This window comes from Burkholderia theae (assembly GCF_048565265.1).
Taxonomy (GTDB): Bacteria; Pseudomonadota; Gammaproteobacteria; order Burkholderiales; family Burkholderiaceae; genus Burkholderia; species Burkholderia theae.
Genome location: NZ_CP183462.1, coordinates 3,374,973 through 3,390,415, shown reverse-complemented (window position 1 = coordinate 3,390,415; position 15,443 = coordinate 3,374,973). Strand labels below are relative to the sequence as shown.

The 15,443-nt window shown below is 67.4% G+C and carries 7 protein-coding genes; 3 read left to right on the top strand and 4 right to left on the bottom strand.

The genetic code is table 11. The annotated features are described in order from the left end of the window. Positions 1-106 precede the first annotated feature (106 nt). Positions 107-1,006, bottom strand: coding sequence for a hypothetical protein (locus ACN22W_RS32730; protein ID WP_419688667.1), 900 nt, complete (start codon positions 1,004-1,006; stop codon positions 107-109). Between the two features lie 78 nt (positions 1,007-1,084). Here ACN22W_RS32730 and ACN22W_RS32725 point away from each other — a divergent pair, with 78 nt between their 5' ends. Together ACN22W_RS32725 and ACN22W_RS32720 are read left to right on the top strand one after the other, a co-directional pair. Next, on the top strand, positions 1,085-1,423 hold the full coding sequence (locus tag ACN22W_RS32725; RefSeq protein ID WP_419688665.1) for a helix-turn-helix domain-containing protein: 339 nt from the start codon (positions 1,085-1,087) through the stop codon (positions 1,421-1,423). A gap of 1,041 nt (positions 1,424-2,464) precedes the next feature. Further along, the gene (locus ACN22W_RS32720) at positions 2,465-4,393 is read left to right on the top strand and encodes a S53 family peptidase (protein ID WP_419688663.1); all 1,929 of its coding nucleotides are present in this window, start codon (positions 2,465-2,467) and stop codon (positions 4,391-4,393) included. Positions 4,394-4,448: 55 nt separating this feature from the next. On the opposite strand, the gene pbpC is transcribed toward ACN22W_RS32720, so the two are convergent. Both pbpC and ACN22W_RS32710 read right to left on the bottom strand, forming a co-directional pair. Beyond that, positions 4,449-6,860: a penicillin-binding protein 1C gene (pbpC, locus tag ACN22W_RS32715; protein ID WP_419688661.1), complete on the bottom strand. Its 2,412-nt coding sequence runs from the start codon at positions 6,858-6,860 to the stop codon at positions 4,449-4,451. Positions 6,861-6,905: 45 nt separating this feature from the next. Further along, positions 6,906-12,905, bottom strand: coding sequence for an MG2 domain-containing protein (locus tag ACN22W_RS32710; protein ID WP_419688659.1), 6,000 nt, complete (start codon positions 12,903-12,905; stop codon positions 6,906-6,908). 291 nt (positions 12,906-13,196) lie between these two features. Here ACN22W_RS32710 and ACN22W_RS32705 point away from each other — a divergent pair, with 291 nt between their 5' ends. Continuing rightward, entirely contained in the window at positions 13,197-14,465 is a 1,269-nt protein-coding gene (locus ACN22W_RS32705; RefSeq protein ID WP_419688658.1) for a lipoprotein-releasing ABC transporter permease subunit, read from the top strand. 20 nt (positions 14,466-14,485) lie between these two features. Here ACN22W_RS32705 and ACN22W_RS32700 read toward each other — a convergent pair whose 3' ends face one another. Further along, positions 14,486-15,298: a hypothetical protein gene (locus tag ACN22W_RS32700; RefSeq protein WP_419688657.1), complete on the bottom strand. Its 813-nt coding sequence runs from the start codon at positions 15,296-15,298 to the stop codon at positions 14,486-14,488. Positions 15,299-15,443: the final 145 nt, after the last annotated feature.

Below are 15,443 nucleotides of genomic sequence, written 5' to 3'. Positions count from 1 at the left end.
ATCGGCCGCCGCGCAGCGCGCTTCGTGCCGATTGTCCCTCCGCACTCGCCGCTCCGCTATGGCGAGATTGCAACAAATTCTTGCGCGACCTTCTCCGCGCTTGCCATCACGCGCGCCCGATGCGCGGGTGTGCAAGGCCGCCGAACGCAGTGGGCTCGCCCGGCGACAGGTCGAACAGGTCGCCGGTGAGATCACGCGGATGCTCGACCGCCGGCCGGCTGCGCAAGCGCGCCGCATGCGTGGGCGCGACATACGCGGCCGCGGTTTCGAGCGGCGGCACGTCGAACAGATCGCGCGTGACGCCGCGCACGGCGTCCGTCGGCGAACGGCCGCGCAACCGCGCGACGAGTTCGACAAAACGATCGAAATCGCCCGCGCGCGTCGCCTTGTTCACTTCGGCGAGATCGCGCGCCTTCAGCACGCACGGCTGCGCGAGCCGCACGAAATACGGTGCTTCGAGCTCGACCGACAGCGCGAGCGGATAACTCTTGCCCGTCTGCTCCTTCGCACGCCCGACGCAATCGACCACGGCCGCACCCTGTGCGGCACCCAGCGGCTTACCGGTGCTCACGCTGCGCAGGTGGTCGGGATACACGCGCAGTTGCGTGCCGACCGTCAGCGCGGTGGATGACGCGCACACGAGCGCGTAGTGCTGTTCGCGACGCCGGCCCGACGGCAACGTCGAGCGGCTCGCGATGAACGTGTGCGGCGGAAGCGGCCGCACCTGCCCGTTCGTATCGACCCATGCATTCCACAACAGCGCGTCCTTGCGCTCGCCCGCGCGCGGGCGCGACGCGACCGGCGAGAACAGCGCGAGCAACGAGCCCGTGCGATGCGCGGCGACTTGCGCGCTGCTGCCGAGCGGCTGGTTAATGCCCCACAGAAAACGCCCGCCCCCAAGCCGGCGCTCCCATTCCTTGCGGAGCACGACGGTCGGCAGTTCCTCGCCGGACTCGGTACCGATCTTGGTCCAGCAGAACGTGGGTGGGAGGTGTTTCAGTGTCATCAACTTTCTCGGGATACAGCCTCGCTGGTGACAGCAAGCCCATTCAACAGCCGTAACTGTATAGGTATAATGCATCGCATGGAAGCCCCGGACCAAGATTTTCCCGTTCAAGACCTGTTGCGCCGCCTGATGGCAGATACACGCTCGTCCAGCGAAATCGCGCGACTTTCCGGGGTCAGCCAGCCAACCGTGTCACGGCTTCGGCTGTCGAACGGGCATCGGCTGCGTCGCAGCGTGCCATTCAATAAGCTATGCAGTTTCTATGGCGTCGACATGGAGCCGTCGCGTCGTCGTTATAACGACCTGCTGCGCGACGCGATCGTCGACGCATGGGACGGCTCCGACGAGCACGGCCGTGCGTTGCTGGTCGTGATTCAGGGGTTGAAGGATCTGCAGGCGAAGGCGGACGACGGGTGACGGCGTGGAAGTGACGCATGACGCGCGGCGTGCGACCCGGCACCGCCGCGGCGAAAACGGGAAGACCGACAAGAAAGAAAAGTAGAAGTCGCACCCATCCACACGATCAACCGGAGCCGCCCGGTTTCGATCGGCGAGCACCTGCCGTTGCGCCGGATGCCTACTCCCCAGCTACACGCATGCAAGGAAACATCGAGAACCGGTTGTCCGTCGTCGCTGCGGAATGACCGTGGCGGCAGCATTTTTTTTGCTGCACCTGCGCTTCGCCCGAGCCCCGTCATGCAGCGTTCGCCAAGGATGACGAATGACTTACATCATCGTTTCCCGCTTATTAAAAATACCCGCCGAAGCGATTATCTAAACTTTTTAGACCTAATCAAAAAAAGTTTGACGTTCCGTTTTCTTTCTTGCTATCTTTCCCCGCAAGAAAACCCGCCGTGCAATCGAATCCGCATCAAGAAATCAACGGCCCGACAAACAGCTTCCGTTTTAATTACGTCGCACGAGGACAGTAGCTGATTCGTAATCCGTATCATCTGCTCGCAATACACAGTCCCCGCTTCACCGGTCATCCCGTTCCGCCGCAGGCGGAAAAGGCCGATATCGACATCTCCCCCGGCTGACCGGGATATTCGATCTCGCTCCCGGCACCTCACACGGAACACGCGCACCTCGCTTTCGAACGACAATGCAGCACCCGCTTATCCGGATTTTATATATTGGATTCCTAATTAAGTGATAACGCATTGAAGCAGCCGTCGCAGCAGATTGAAGAGAACGAGATGGTCGGGCCGCGACGCCGTGGATGCGTCGCGACCCGACACGATAGAGGGCCGTGCGCGGGATCGACGCTCGCAATGGGCGAGTCCGATGCCCCGACCGGCCTCCGGTCTTGATGGTGGGAGGGGGAGGAAAACTTATGTCGCCGTGAATCTTGCTGGTCGGTCTGGTCTTGCGTCAGGTTGCATCCGCCGCCCCGTCGCTACCCGCGATCCGGGCCGCGCGCTGCACCGGTTCTTCGTCGAAATCCCGGAGCTCACAATGCAGAGAACTCAGCACATCAAACGCACACTCTCGCAACGCTTTGCCCTCGCCGCGCTGCCGCTCGCGGTAGCCGCCACACTGGCGCCGCTGCCCGCCCAGGCCGCGACCAACTGGGTCCCGACCCGCACCGCCGCTTTCCTGCTGTCGAATGCACCCGCCGCGGCGGCTTCGACTGCCTCGCAGGCACAGCCCGCGTACTCGCTCAACAGCGTCGGCACGCCGGCGCTCGCCGACACGCACGTGACGCCGCTCGAACTGAGCCAGCCGCTGCATGTCACCGTGGTGCTGAAGCACCGCAATACCGACCAGCTCGACGCGTTCCTGCACGACGTCAACCTGCCGGGCAGCGCGAGTTATCACAAGTACCTCACGCCGGCCCAGTTCAAGGCACGCTTCGCGCCGACCGACGCGCAGGTCGCGGCCGTGGTGGCGCACCTGAAGGCGAACGGTTTCAGCAACATCTCGGTGTCGGCGAACAACACGCTGGTCTCCGCCGACGGCAACGCGGGCAATGCACAAAACGGCTTCCAGGCCAGCATCAAGCGCTTCAACTATCGCGGCAAGCCGGTCTTCGCGAACGATTCGGCCGCACTGATCCCGGCGTCGCTCGGCTCGATCGTCGATTCGGTGCTCGGTCTGCAGAACGCCGCCGTGCCGCACCGCCTGCTTCACCGCTTCGCGCCGGCCGCCGCGATCGAACCGAACAAGATCTCGAAGAACGCGACCGCTGCTTCGCAGCAAGTCGGCCACCAGCCGACCGATTTCGCGAAGATCTATGACGCAAGCGGCCTGCCCGCCGCGACCAACACCACGGTGGGCATCATCACCTGGGGCGACATGACCCAGACCATCGCCGACCTGAACACCTTCACGCAGAACGCCGGCCTGGCGACCGTCAACACGGCGGTGGTCGCCGGCGGGTCCGGCACGCTGGCCGACGACGGCGATCCGGGCGAATGGGATCTCGACAGCCAGGACATCATCGGCACCTCCGGCGGCGTCAAGCAGCTGATCTTCTATTCCGCCGTGAACGGCGACAGCAGCGACAGCGGCCTGACCGACGCGACGCTGACGGATGCCTACAACAAGGCGGTGACCGACAACAAGGCGACCGTCATCAACGTGTCGCTCGGCCTCGACGAAACCGCCGCCAATTCGGACGGCTCGCTCGCCGCCGACGACGCGGTGTTCAAGCAGGCCGTCGCGCAAGGCCAGGTCTTCTCGGTCTCGGCCGGCGACGCGGGCGTCTATCAATGGTCGACGTCGCCGCAAGGCGCGCCCGGCTACATCGGCACGTACAACGGCACCTCGGTCAGGACGACGATCAACCTGTCCAAGTACAGCGTATCGTCGCCCGCCAGCTCGCCGTACGTCGTCGCGGTCGGCGGCACGACGCTGTCGACCACCGGCACCACGACGTGGGCCGGCGAAACCGTATGGAACGAAGGCGTCGCGTATGCGGATCTCGACAGCAACGGCAACCCGGTCGACAACGCGGTGCGGATCTGGGCGACGGGCGGCGGCGTGAGCGCGTTCGAAGCCGCGCCGAGCTGGCAGACCGCCGCGCTCGGCAGCACGGTGACGAAGCGCGTGGTGCCGGACGTCGCGTTCGACGCCGCGCAGTCGACGGGCGCGTACATCGTCATCAACGGGCAGACCAACCAGCTCGTCGGCGGTACGAGCCTCGCGTCGCCGATCTTCGTCGGCGGCTGGGCGCGGGTCGAATCGGCGAACAACAACAGCCTCGGCCTGCCGACGTCGGCGTTCTATCAGAACTTCCCGACCAATACGTCGCTGCTCCACGACGTGACATCGGGCAACAACGGGTATAGCAGCCACGGCTATACCGCGAAGGCCGGCTGGGACGACGATACGGGCTTCGGCAGCCTGGACTTCGCGAAGGTCAGCGCGAGTTCGGCGAAGTAAGCAAGACCCCGGCGCGATGCGGTGCGGCGCAGCTGCCGCATCGCGTCACGCGCGCCTATTGCTCCAGTCCGACCGCAAGCGGCCGTTGATCGCTGCGGCCATGATCGTCGACCACCCGCACCGTATAACTGCCGGCCGTCTGCGGCTGCCAGAACAGCGCGTCGCCCGGCGTACTGCGGCCGACATACGCGTCGTTGACGAACCAGTACAGCGCATGCGCGCTCGCGTCGACTGTCGCGTTGAACGCGATGCGCGTCTCGTCCGTGCTCTTCACGCGCATCGCATACGTGCTGCCGCGCAGCGGCGACGTGATGCGCGGCGGATCGCCGTCGACCTGCCCCGCATCGCGGCAGTCCGCGTTCTGCGGCGGCCGCCGGCGCGGAATGCCGGCCTGCACGAACACCTGCTGCAGATCCGACGGCCAGAACTCGAAGATCTCCGTATGCGTGCGCTTGCCGTCGTACGGCGGGCACGCGGCCTTCCCCGTCGCGTCGTCGATCACGACGGGCCGGTGCACCGTGCTCACGCGAATCGGCGACGTGCCCGGAATGAACCACGTCCAGCCCTGCTGCGGGCACCACTCGTTCGGCAATTCGCCGCTCGCGAGGCAGATGCGCACGCGCTTCAGATGCGGCGGCACCGCGCGCGGCGGCTCGACGAGCGTGCGTTCGGCGTTCAGCGCATCGACGATCTGGAAGAACAGCGGCGCGGCCGCGTCGACGCCGACGAACGCCGTATTGGTCGAATTGTCGAAGTTGCCGACCCAGACGACCAGCACATACGGGCCGAACACGCCGGCCGTCCACGCATCGCGGAACGACCATGACGTGCCGGTCTTCCAGTAGACGGGCACGCTCGACGGCTGCGCGCCGCTCGTCTCGTCGGGGCGCAGATGCTGGCGCAGCATGTCCATCGTCATGTAGCTCGCCTCCGCGCTCAGCAGGCGCCGGCCGGGTGCGGCCGGCTCGTCCGCGCGCAGCCGCAGCGGCCTGAACTCGCCGCGATTCGCGAGCATCGCGTAGAGTGCCGCGAGATCCTGCATCGTCACCTCGCCGCCACCGAGCACCAGCGCGAGCCCGTAGTGCTGCGCGCTCGCGAGCCGGCGCACGCCGGCTTCCTGCAGGAAGCGGTACAGATCGGGCGACTTGAGTTGCGACGCGACCCACACGGCCGGCACGTTGCGGCTGCGGTTCAGCGCGTCGGTCGCGGTGATCGGCCCGAGGAAATGGCCATCGAAATTCTCCGGCGCGTACGGACCGAACGCGGTCGGCACGTCGCGCAGCACGGTCTGCGGATGCAGCACACCCTGGTCGAAGCCGAGCGCATAGATGAACGGCTTGAGCGTCGAGCCCGGCGAGCGCCGCGCGAGCGTGCCGTTCACCTGCCCGTCGATCGTGCGATCGAAGAAGTTCGCGGAGCCGACGAGCGCCTTCACGCCCATGTCGCGCGTGTCGACGAGCAGCGCGGCCGCGTTGCGCACGCCGCGCGTGTCGTTGCGCGCCACGTAGCGCGCGATCTGCCGTTCGAGCGTGCGCTGCAGATCGAGATCGAGCGTCGTCACGAGCCGCGCGCCGGCGTCGTGCACGTCATCGGCAGCGCCCGATGTCGTGCGCCACGCGCTGCGCGCGGCGAGCGCCTGGTCGACCGCGTGCGGCGCGTCGAACGGCAGCGCGGACAGCGGCCGCATAGCGAGCGGCAACGCGAACAGCGGCTTGAGCGACGCATCGCCCGGATGCCGCGTCAGCCAGCGCGCGTACAACCGGTTGCGCGACGCGGCCAGCGCGCGGTTGATCGCGTCCTGCCCGCCGCGCACGCGCCGCGCCGGGTCCTGCGGAATCACCGCGAGCGCGAGCGCCTCGGGCAGCGTCAGCGCGTCGGGCATCCGGTCGAAATAGACGACGCTCGCGGTGCCCGCGCCTTCGACGTTGCGGCCGTACGGCGCGTCGTTCAGATACGCCTCGAGAATCTGCCGCTTCGAGTAGAACAGTTCGAGCTGCACCGCGCGCGCGACCTGCTCGAGCTTGCCGGCCGGCGTGCGCGTGTTCAGCCGCCACAGCGAGCGCGCGAGCTGCATCGTCAGCGTCGAGCCGCCCTGCGGATTGCCGCCGCGCACGTACGTGATCCACGCACCGCGTGCGAGCCCGTACGGATTGAAACCCGGATGCCACCAGAACCAGCGGTCCTCGTGCAGCATCACGGCCTCGACGAGCTGCGGCGACATCCGGTCAAGTGGCACCCACAGCCGGTAGCGGTCGTCCTTCGCGAGCGTCAGGCGCAGCAGCCGGCCCTGCGCATCGACCACCGCGACCGACGTCGGTTTCCAGTCGCGCAGCGGCGGATGCGGCCACAACCGGCACGCGGCCAGCGCGCCGAACACGAGCAGCGCGCCGGCGATCCAGTTCTGCCAGCGATGCAGCCAGCGCCCGGCGCCGTGCAGCGCGCGCCGGAGCCCGGATACGTCAGCCATGCGCGGGCGCTCCGGCTGCCCGGTACGGCCTGTGCCTTCGCACCGTCATCGCACGCGCTCCACCGTCAGCGCCGCGCCGCCCGGCGCCTGCGCCTGCACGCGGCGGTCGTACATCGACTCGCCGTACGCGGGCGGTGCGACGAAGCGGCCCGCGTTGCTCGCCTTGATCCGGTAGACGAACTCGCGCACGTCGGTCGTCGCGGTGCCGTAGATCACCACGCGGTCCTCGCGCACGTCCGCGAACTGCGGCTGCCACGTCGACCCCGTCACGCCGATCGGCGAACGCCACGGCGCATCGGCCACCGGCGCCGACGCGCCGCCGTCCCCGCTGTCGCCGTCCTGCGTATCGGTCGCGGGCGGCGGCGCGATCACCGGATCGAAGCCGCCGGGCAGCAGGTCGACGATCGCGATGTTGCCGACGTTCGCCGAGCCCGTCGCGCGGATCTTCAGGTGCACGTCGATCTCCTGGCCGAGCGTGATCTTGTCGAGCGGTTTGCCGTTCGTGTCGGTGTAGTCGCGCACGATCTCCAGCCCGTTCTTGATCGCCTTCGTCGACGTGCCGCGGTCGTAGCCCGACTGGCTCGCGACCCACCACGCGGGCAGCGCGCTGCCGTTCACGAAGTCGACGCGCGACGCGCCGGCCGCCCACGTGCCAGAACGCAAGAGGTTCGCCTGGATCGACGACACGTCCTTAGCCGCAACACCCGCACGCACCTCGTCGATCGCGAGCTGGTCGAGCTGCCCCGCGTTCGACGCCGCATACGCATCGAGCGCGAGGATCGTCATCGCCGACGACAGCGTGTTGTAGCGGTTGTCGACCAGCGGCGCGGCGATGTTGTCCATCGCGCGCGGCGACAGCTTGCGCACGCGCTCGGGGAAGTGCTTCGCAAGCAGGTACAACACGCTCGCATCGCGCGTCAGCGGATCGATGTAGTAGCCCGTCACGTAGTCGCCATCGGACGCGCGCTTGCGTTCGAGCAACGCCTGCGGCCCGGCGATCAGCGCGGCGGCCTCCTTGTCCTGCTTCAGCAACTGGTACGACGCGGCGAGCCACGCGGCCGCGAGATCGTTCTTCCAGTCGTTCGGATACGCATCCTGCAAGCGCTTCTGCACGGCCGCGAGGCTGTTGGTCGTCACGTTGCCCTGGCGCGTCAGCAGGTACACCGCATACGCGCGCTGCCGCAGCAGGTCGAGCGAGCCAAGCGAATCGTTCGCCGCGAGCTTCTGCAGATACGCGTTGCCCGCGTCGAGCATGTCCTTCGGCACGGCCATCCCGCGCTCGCGCGCATCGAGCAGCACGTGCATCGCGTACGCGGACACGAACGGGTCGGCATCGGGCGTCGCGCTCCACAATCCGAAGCCGCCCTGCGCGTTCTGCCGGCTGCGCAGCACGCCGAGGAACTGCGTGATCGCGCTCGCGTTCGCCGCGTCGGCGCCGGCTTCGAGCGCATGCATCGCGCTCGTCAGCGCGCGCACCGACAGCCACTTCGACGCGAACACGCGCGGCACGACCGCGCTCAACATCTGCTCGCTGCAGTAGTGGTCGAAGTTGACGAGATACGACGACAGCCCTTCGGACAGCACCAGTGGCGCGGTCGAGATGCTCGCGTCGCGCGACGCATACGCGTCGTACATCGGTCGCAGGTTCGGCACGCTCGCCTTCTTGCCCGGGTCGAGCCGCGCGATGTCGAGCTGCGTGCGGAACGCGGCGGCCGGCCGCACCGACACGTCGACGCGCTGCTGCGCGCCCTTCGCGCCATAGCGCGCGCCGAACGACAGCGCGCCCGAGCCGAGCGTGTCGGTCGCCTTCACGCGGAACAGCGCGACGCCCTCGTGTTGCGGCGCGAGCGCGACGTTCTGCGTCGCCGGCCCGATCACCTGCAACTGCGGGCCCGTCTTCAGCGTGACCGCGACCGGCACCGGCTGGTTGCCCACGCCCGTCAGGTTGTTCGCGACGCCGACGCTGACGTCGGCCTCGTCGCCCGGCGCGAGTGTCGTCGGCACGTTCGGCGACAACACGAAATCGCCGCGCACCGTCGTCGCGCCTTCGAACGTGCCGACCAGGTCCGGCGACACCGACACGGCCATCACGCGCAGCTTGCCGTTGAAGTAGTCGGGCACCGTGTAGCTCAGGCGCGTGTCGCCGTTCACGTCGACGATCCCCGACCAGTAGACGACCGGCTTGTCGCGCTTGCGCTTGAACGGGTTCAACTGGCGGCCGATCGCATCGTCGGCGTCGCCGCCGGGCGCGGCCATCGCCATCAGCTTCTCGAAGTCCGGCAGGATCAGGTCGAGGATCTGCGACGTGCCGACTTCGAGCATCCGCTTGCGGAAGAAGAACTTCAGCGGATCGCCGAGCTTGTAGCGCGCGACCTGCAGGATGCCTTCGTCGACCGCGAACACGACGACCTTCGCGGGCTTCGCCGAATGCACGGTGAAGGTGGCCGTATCGCCCGGCTTCACGAGCGCGGGCGCGTCGACCGTCAGTGCGTTGCGGCGCGCGTCGAGGTTCACCGAGAACGGCACGACGCCGTAGCTCAGCGGGCTCATGAAGATCTCGTCCGACGACGGATCGCGGATGTACTGCACGTTGATGTAGCCGTTGCCTTCGAAGCCGGCCGGCACCGTGATGTGCTGGATCGAGCTCGTCGTGTCCGCATGGAACCATGCGTGCGCATACACCTTGTCGCGCTCGATCGTGATCAGGCCGCTGCCCGCGTAAGGCGCGCGGATCGCGATCTCGACCTGCTCGCCCGGCTTGTAGTCGTGCTTCGCGAGGCTCACCTGCAGCTCGGCGTTGCGGTCGAGCGAGCGCGTGACATTCGCGTCGCCCGTGACCGAATACTCGATCCGGTTCACCGCGGTGCCGTCCGCACCGCGGATCACGAGCGCATAGCTGCCCGGCTTGTCGGTGCGCAACGTGAAGTCGAGCCCGGCCGCCGGAATCGTCAGCGGCTTCTCGTCGACCGGCACTTCTTTCAGCCGCGAGTCGTATTTGTACGCGCCGGAATCCTGCTTGGTCAGCACCGACACGTAACGCTCCTCGACGAGCTGCGCGCGCAGGTCCTTCACGTCGATCGCCTTCGCGCCCGGATCGATCGCGACGAGCCGCACCGTGCGCGGGCTGCCGCGCTTCACGTAGCCGAGATCGTCGGCCGACTTGTAGCCGACGAGCCAGTCGTTGTTCGACACGAGCGCTTGCGCGTTCGCGGCGACGTTGCGCCCGCCTTCCGCTTCATACGCCTTCGCCTGGAAGTAGACCTGGTAGGTCGCGTCCGCGTACTTGTCGAGATCGAGGTCGAACTCGGCATGGCCCTTGTCGTCGGTCGTGCCGTCCTGCAGCGTCGTCGTATAGCCCTCCTTCGCGCGCCGCGCGTCGAAGAAGTGGTAACCCTGCCAGCTGCGGAACGACGGCCACACGGGGCGCAGCGTCAGCGTCGCCGCGACGCGGCGCTTCTCGGCCGGCGTGCCGAACAGGTTCTGCGCATCGACGATGCCCTTCAGCCCCTTCGGCTTCACCCACCCTTCGACGACCTGCTGCGACAGCTTCGCGTCGACCTTCATCCGGTCGGGCAGGAACTCCTTCACCTGCACCGTCGTGCTGCCGATCGGCTCGGCGCCCGGCTGGCCGTCCTTGACGATGTACAGGTTGACCGTCCAGGTGCCGGTCGGCGCCGTTTCGGCCGTCGTATAACCGAGCTCGGTGAAACCCGTCGCGTCGACGGATACCGGCTTGCGCTCGACGGTGATCCCGCGCGGGTCGACGATTTCCGCCTGCAGCGGCACGCCGGCCGGGCTGCGCGCCCAGCTCGCCGCGCGCACGATCAGGCCGATGTGGAACGGATCGCCGGGCCGGTACAGGCCGCGGTCCGAGAACAGGTACGCGGACAGCTGCCCCTGGCCCGTCGCGTTGCGTTCGCCGTCGACGTCGAAGCGCGAGAAGTCGAGCTGGCGGTCGCGGCCGGCCACCGGCAGGAACGACAGGTCGGTGTCCTTCTTCACGATATACAGTTGCGGACGCTTCTCGCGGTCGAGCCCCTTGAACGCGGGGAAATGCACGACGCCGTCGGCGCCGGTGGTCTGCGTGAACAGCGCCTGGCCGTTCACCGCGAGCACCGACACGGTTGCGCCCGCAACCGGTCGGCCGTTGCGGATCGACTGGATGAACACGTCCTGGCTGCCGTCCAGCGCGCGCTTGACCAGCATCCCGAGATCGGTCACGACGATCAGGCGCGTGTCGCCGAGCGCGTTGTCGCTGTCGTCGCCGTTGCCGTTGTTGTTGCCCGAATCGGCGTTGTCGGACTGATCCTGGCTGCTGTCGTCAGACGACGCATCGCCGTCCTTCGCATCGTCGGCTTTCTTCTTCTCGGCGGCCGGATCGTACTTCGACAGGTGCAGCAGGAACACGCCGCGCTTGCCGCCCTTCAGGTACTGGCCGAGATCGACGCCTTCGTAATGCGCCTTGCCGGGGTCGCCGGCCGGGAACGCGCGCGTCTGCACGAAGCGCTCGACGATGTGATCCTCGCTGAACGAATACGACAGCTCGGGCCGCGCGTACGTGCCGTTGTTGAAGCTCACGAGATGCTGGAGCTGGTCGGGCAGCACGCGGCCGATCTCGACCTTCATCCCCGGCAGGTTGCGCGACACGACCGACAGCCGCTTGCTGCCGCTCATCGACAGCAGCGAACCGTCGGCCATGAAACGCAGCAGCTTCGGATAGTCGGGCACCGTGAACGCGGTCGTCACCGGCGCGCCGAGCAGGTAGCCGCCCGCCGACTTCAGGTCGCCCTCGAAACGCACGACGATGCGGTCGCCCGGCGTCGCGTGATACTTGAAGCTCTGCAGCGTCGCGAAGTCGTTCTCGGTCGGCACCGCTTCGAGCGGCAGCGGCTTCGACTGCTTCAGCACCGCATCGCTGATGTCGGCCACGTTCCATTCGTACGGCGGATCGTCGTCCGACTGATCGACGCCCGGCTTGCGCTTCGGCAACACCCACGCCTTCGCGCGCGCGGCGAGATCGGCGCTGCGCACGCCGTCGGACGTTTCCGCGACGAGCACCTGTTCGGGTTCGTAGCGCTCGTTGTCGACGAGCGTCGGCGCGACGTTGGCGATCGACAGGCTGTAGAGCCCCGGCACGCCGACCGTCGCATGCAGCACGGCCGGTGTGCCGTCGCCGCCGCGCGCGCTCTTCACGCCCTTGTCGACGTCGAGCCGCACCGTCAGCGGATCGCGCGGAATCTCGAGCGGCTGCGAGTAGACCCACGCGCTCGTCTTCATCTTGTCGTAGTTGACCGTGTAGCGCAGCGGCGTCGCGGTCTTGCCGTCGCGGGCAAGCAGCACGAGGCCGATGCGCTTCTCGAGCTCGGCCGGATCGACTGGATAGTTGAAGCGCAACTGCAGCAGCGCCTGCTTCTCCGCCGGATTGTCGGGGTTCTGGTAGAACTGGTTGTCGCCCGACGTCGCGGTGAACGCCGGCAGGTCGAACGCGAAATGATCGTCGCGCATCACCACCTGCGGCGCGAACACCTGATGCACCGCGAAGCGCACCTCGACGTGCGCGCCGACCGGCCAGTCGGCCGCCGGCGTAAAGCGCAGCGTCTTGTCGTCGGCCCATTCCCACGCGCCCTTGAGCGCGGGCGTCATCTCGATGCCCTGCCCGGCCGGCTTGCCGACGAGCTCGATCGGCGCGGCCGATTGCGCGAACGCCACTTCGAGCGGATGCACGGTGATCTTCGGCTTGCCGCTGTCGTCCGCCTCGTAGGTCGTGATCGCCGGCGCCTTCACGGTGAAGCCGACGGTCTGCGGCTCAGGGGGCTTCGGCCGATGCTTGAACCAGTATGCGCCGTACCCGAGCGCGGCCGCGAGCAGCACGATGCCGCCGGCATGCCACGGGCGGCGACGCACGGCCGCGGCGGTCACGCCGGGCCACGCGGGCGCCGTCCACGACACGTCGCCGACCAGCGGCCGCAGCACGCGGCCGAGCAGGCGCCAGACGAACCCGGCCGCGCGAATCGGCAGGAGCAGCAGGAAGCGCAGCAAATCCATTTTGTTATTTCCTTGTCAAGGACGTGCTGCCGACTGCGGCGACGTACCCCGAGATTTATTGGTCTGTGGCGGCGCGGCCCTGGTTGCGCCGTGAATGCTTGGAATGTTTTGTTCGACCGGATGCTGGGCGCCATTATCGACCAGAGCCGAAACGATGGAAATATCGGTGTGCCGGCGCGCAACGCCGGCCGATGACCGGCCGGTCGGGCGGCATTTCATCCGCGTCCCGGCCTCTGCACGCGGCCGCGCCGCGTTCGCTAGAATGCGCGGCTCGACAGGGCTCGAATCGAAATGAAAGGAAACCGCTTGAAACTCCCGTTCGAATGGCAGATCGGGCTGCGCTACGCGCGCGGCGGCCGGCGCTCGGCCGGCGACGGCTTCGTGTCGTTCATCGCCGGCGCCGCGATGGCCGGCATCGCGCTCGGCGTCGCCGCGCTGATCGTCGTGCTGTCGGTGATGAATGGCTTTCGCACCGAGGTGCGCGACCGGATGCTGTCGGTGCTCGCGCATGTGGAAATCTTCTCGCCGTCCGGCGCGATGCCCGACTGGCGGCTCACCGCGCACGAATCGCTGCGGAACCCCGCCGTGCGCGCCGTCGCACCTTATGTCGACGCGCAGGCGCTGCTGACGAACGCGGGCAGCGTGACGGGCGTCGCGCTGCGCGGCATCGATCCGGTGCTCGAACCGCGCGTGTCCGAGATCGCGCGCAAGCTGAAGACCGGGCGCCTCGACGCGCTCGTGCCGGGCGAGATGGGCATCGTGCTCGGCGCGGCGCTGGCCGACGCGCTGCACGTGAAGATCGGCGATCGCGTCACGTTCTTCGCGCCCGGCAACCGCGCGCGCATCGGCGACGCGCTGCCGCGGTTCCGCCAGTTCAACGTGGTCGGCACGTTCGAGTCGGGTCACTATCAGTACGACAGCGCACTCGCGTACATCCACATCCGCGACGCACAGACGCTGTTCAACGCGCCCGCGCCGACCGGCATCCGGCTGCGGCTCGACGATCTCCAGCGCGCCCCCGAAATCGCAATGGCGCTGTCGCGCACGCTGTCGGGCGATCTCTATATCCGCGACTGGACACGGCAGAACCGCACGTGGTTCGAAGCCGAGCGGCTGCAGAAGCGCATGCTGTCGCTGATCCTGATGCTGATCGTCGCGGTCGCCGCGTTCAACCTGGTGTCGTCGCTCGTGATGACCGTCACGCAGAAGCAGGGCGACATCGCGATCCTGCGCACGCTCGGCGCGCCGCCCGGGTCGATCACGAAGATCTTCGCGATCCAGGGAATGACGATCGGCCTCGCCGGCACGCTGGCGGGCGTCGCGCTCGGCTGCGCGATCGCGGTGAGCATCCCGTGGGTGCTGCCGGCGATCGAGCAGTTGCTCGGCATCCGCTTCCTGACGCCGTCCGTGTATTTCCTCAGTTCGCTGCCGTCGAAGCTCGCGGCGAGCGACGTGATCGAGATCGCCGCGTCCGCGTTCCTGATGTCGTGCGTCGCGACGCTCTACCCGAGCTGGCGCGCCGCGCGGGTGCGGCCGGCCGAAGCGCTGCGCGACGAATAGGCGCGACGGCCGGTACGGCGTTACGCGATCTCGTGGAAACCGACGCTGTGGCTGCCGTTCAGGATGTCTTCGAACGCGCCGCCCAGGCCGACGTCGATCAGGTTCGCGCGCCTGCCGTACGTCTTCTGACCTGCATCGTCGACGAAAACCGCCGCGCCCGACGACAACTGACGATCGGTATCCAGCAACGCGAGCGTGCCGCGCGCGCTGCCGGCCGACTGCTCGAACTTCAGCCGCGTGCCATCCTGCGTGGTGAAATGCCCGCCGATCTCTTCGAACTTCTGGTTGCGCGCGACGGACGCGTTGATCTCGCTCATGAAGTGGAAGTCCGCATCGGCGCGCTGGCTGGCCACCGTGCGATCGTCGTCCGTGAACGTGTCGCCCACCGCGGCGGCGCCCTGCTCGGCGAAGTCGACGGCCTGCTCGTGAAAGTCGCGTGTCGCGAGCACGAGGCCCGCGTTCGCGTTCAGCGTCGACTCGACCCACGCGCGATCGCTTTCCGTCATCGTCTTCGACACGACCTTGATCCGGCCGTTGTCGGTCATGAAATCGAACTGCGCGTCGGCCAGATCCGGACGCTTCGCGATGATCTCGTGCATGCTCGTCGCGAGCTGGCTGGTGACGCCGCGCAGCTTCGTCGTCAGGTCGCCCAGGATCGACATCTGCTTCATGCGCGCCGCCTGCATCGCCTCCTGATCGAGTGCCCGGATCACAAGCGGCGGGTCCTCCGGTTTCCCGGACGCCGTGTCCGCCTGCTGGCGCCCGTCGAGCGCCGCTTCCTGCGCCATCTGCGCGAGCGAAAGGCCGCCCGCCGCCGTGACCGAAATCGTCATTGCCCTCTCTCTCCTTTCAGACTGTTTTTTATTGTTTACGGACCGATTTCGGCGAAATTGAGACCGATGCCGCCCGGATCGTCGACGACGTGCGATACGCAATTAGAAACTTTGTTTGATACAAACTAAAAAAGTTTGACACCAA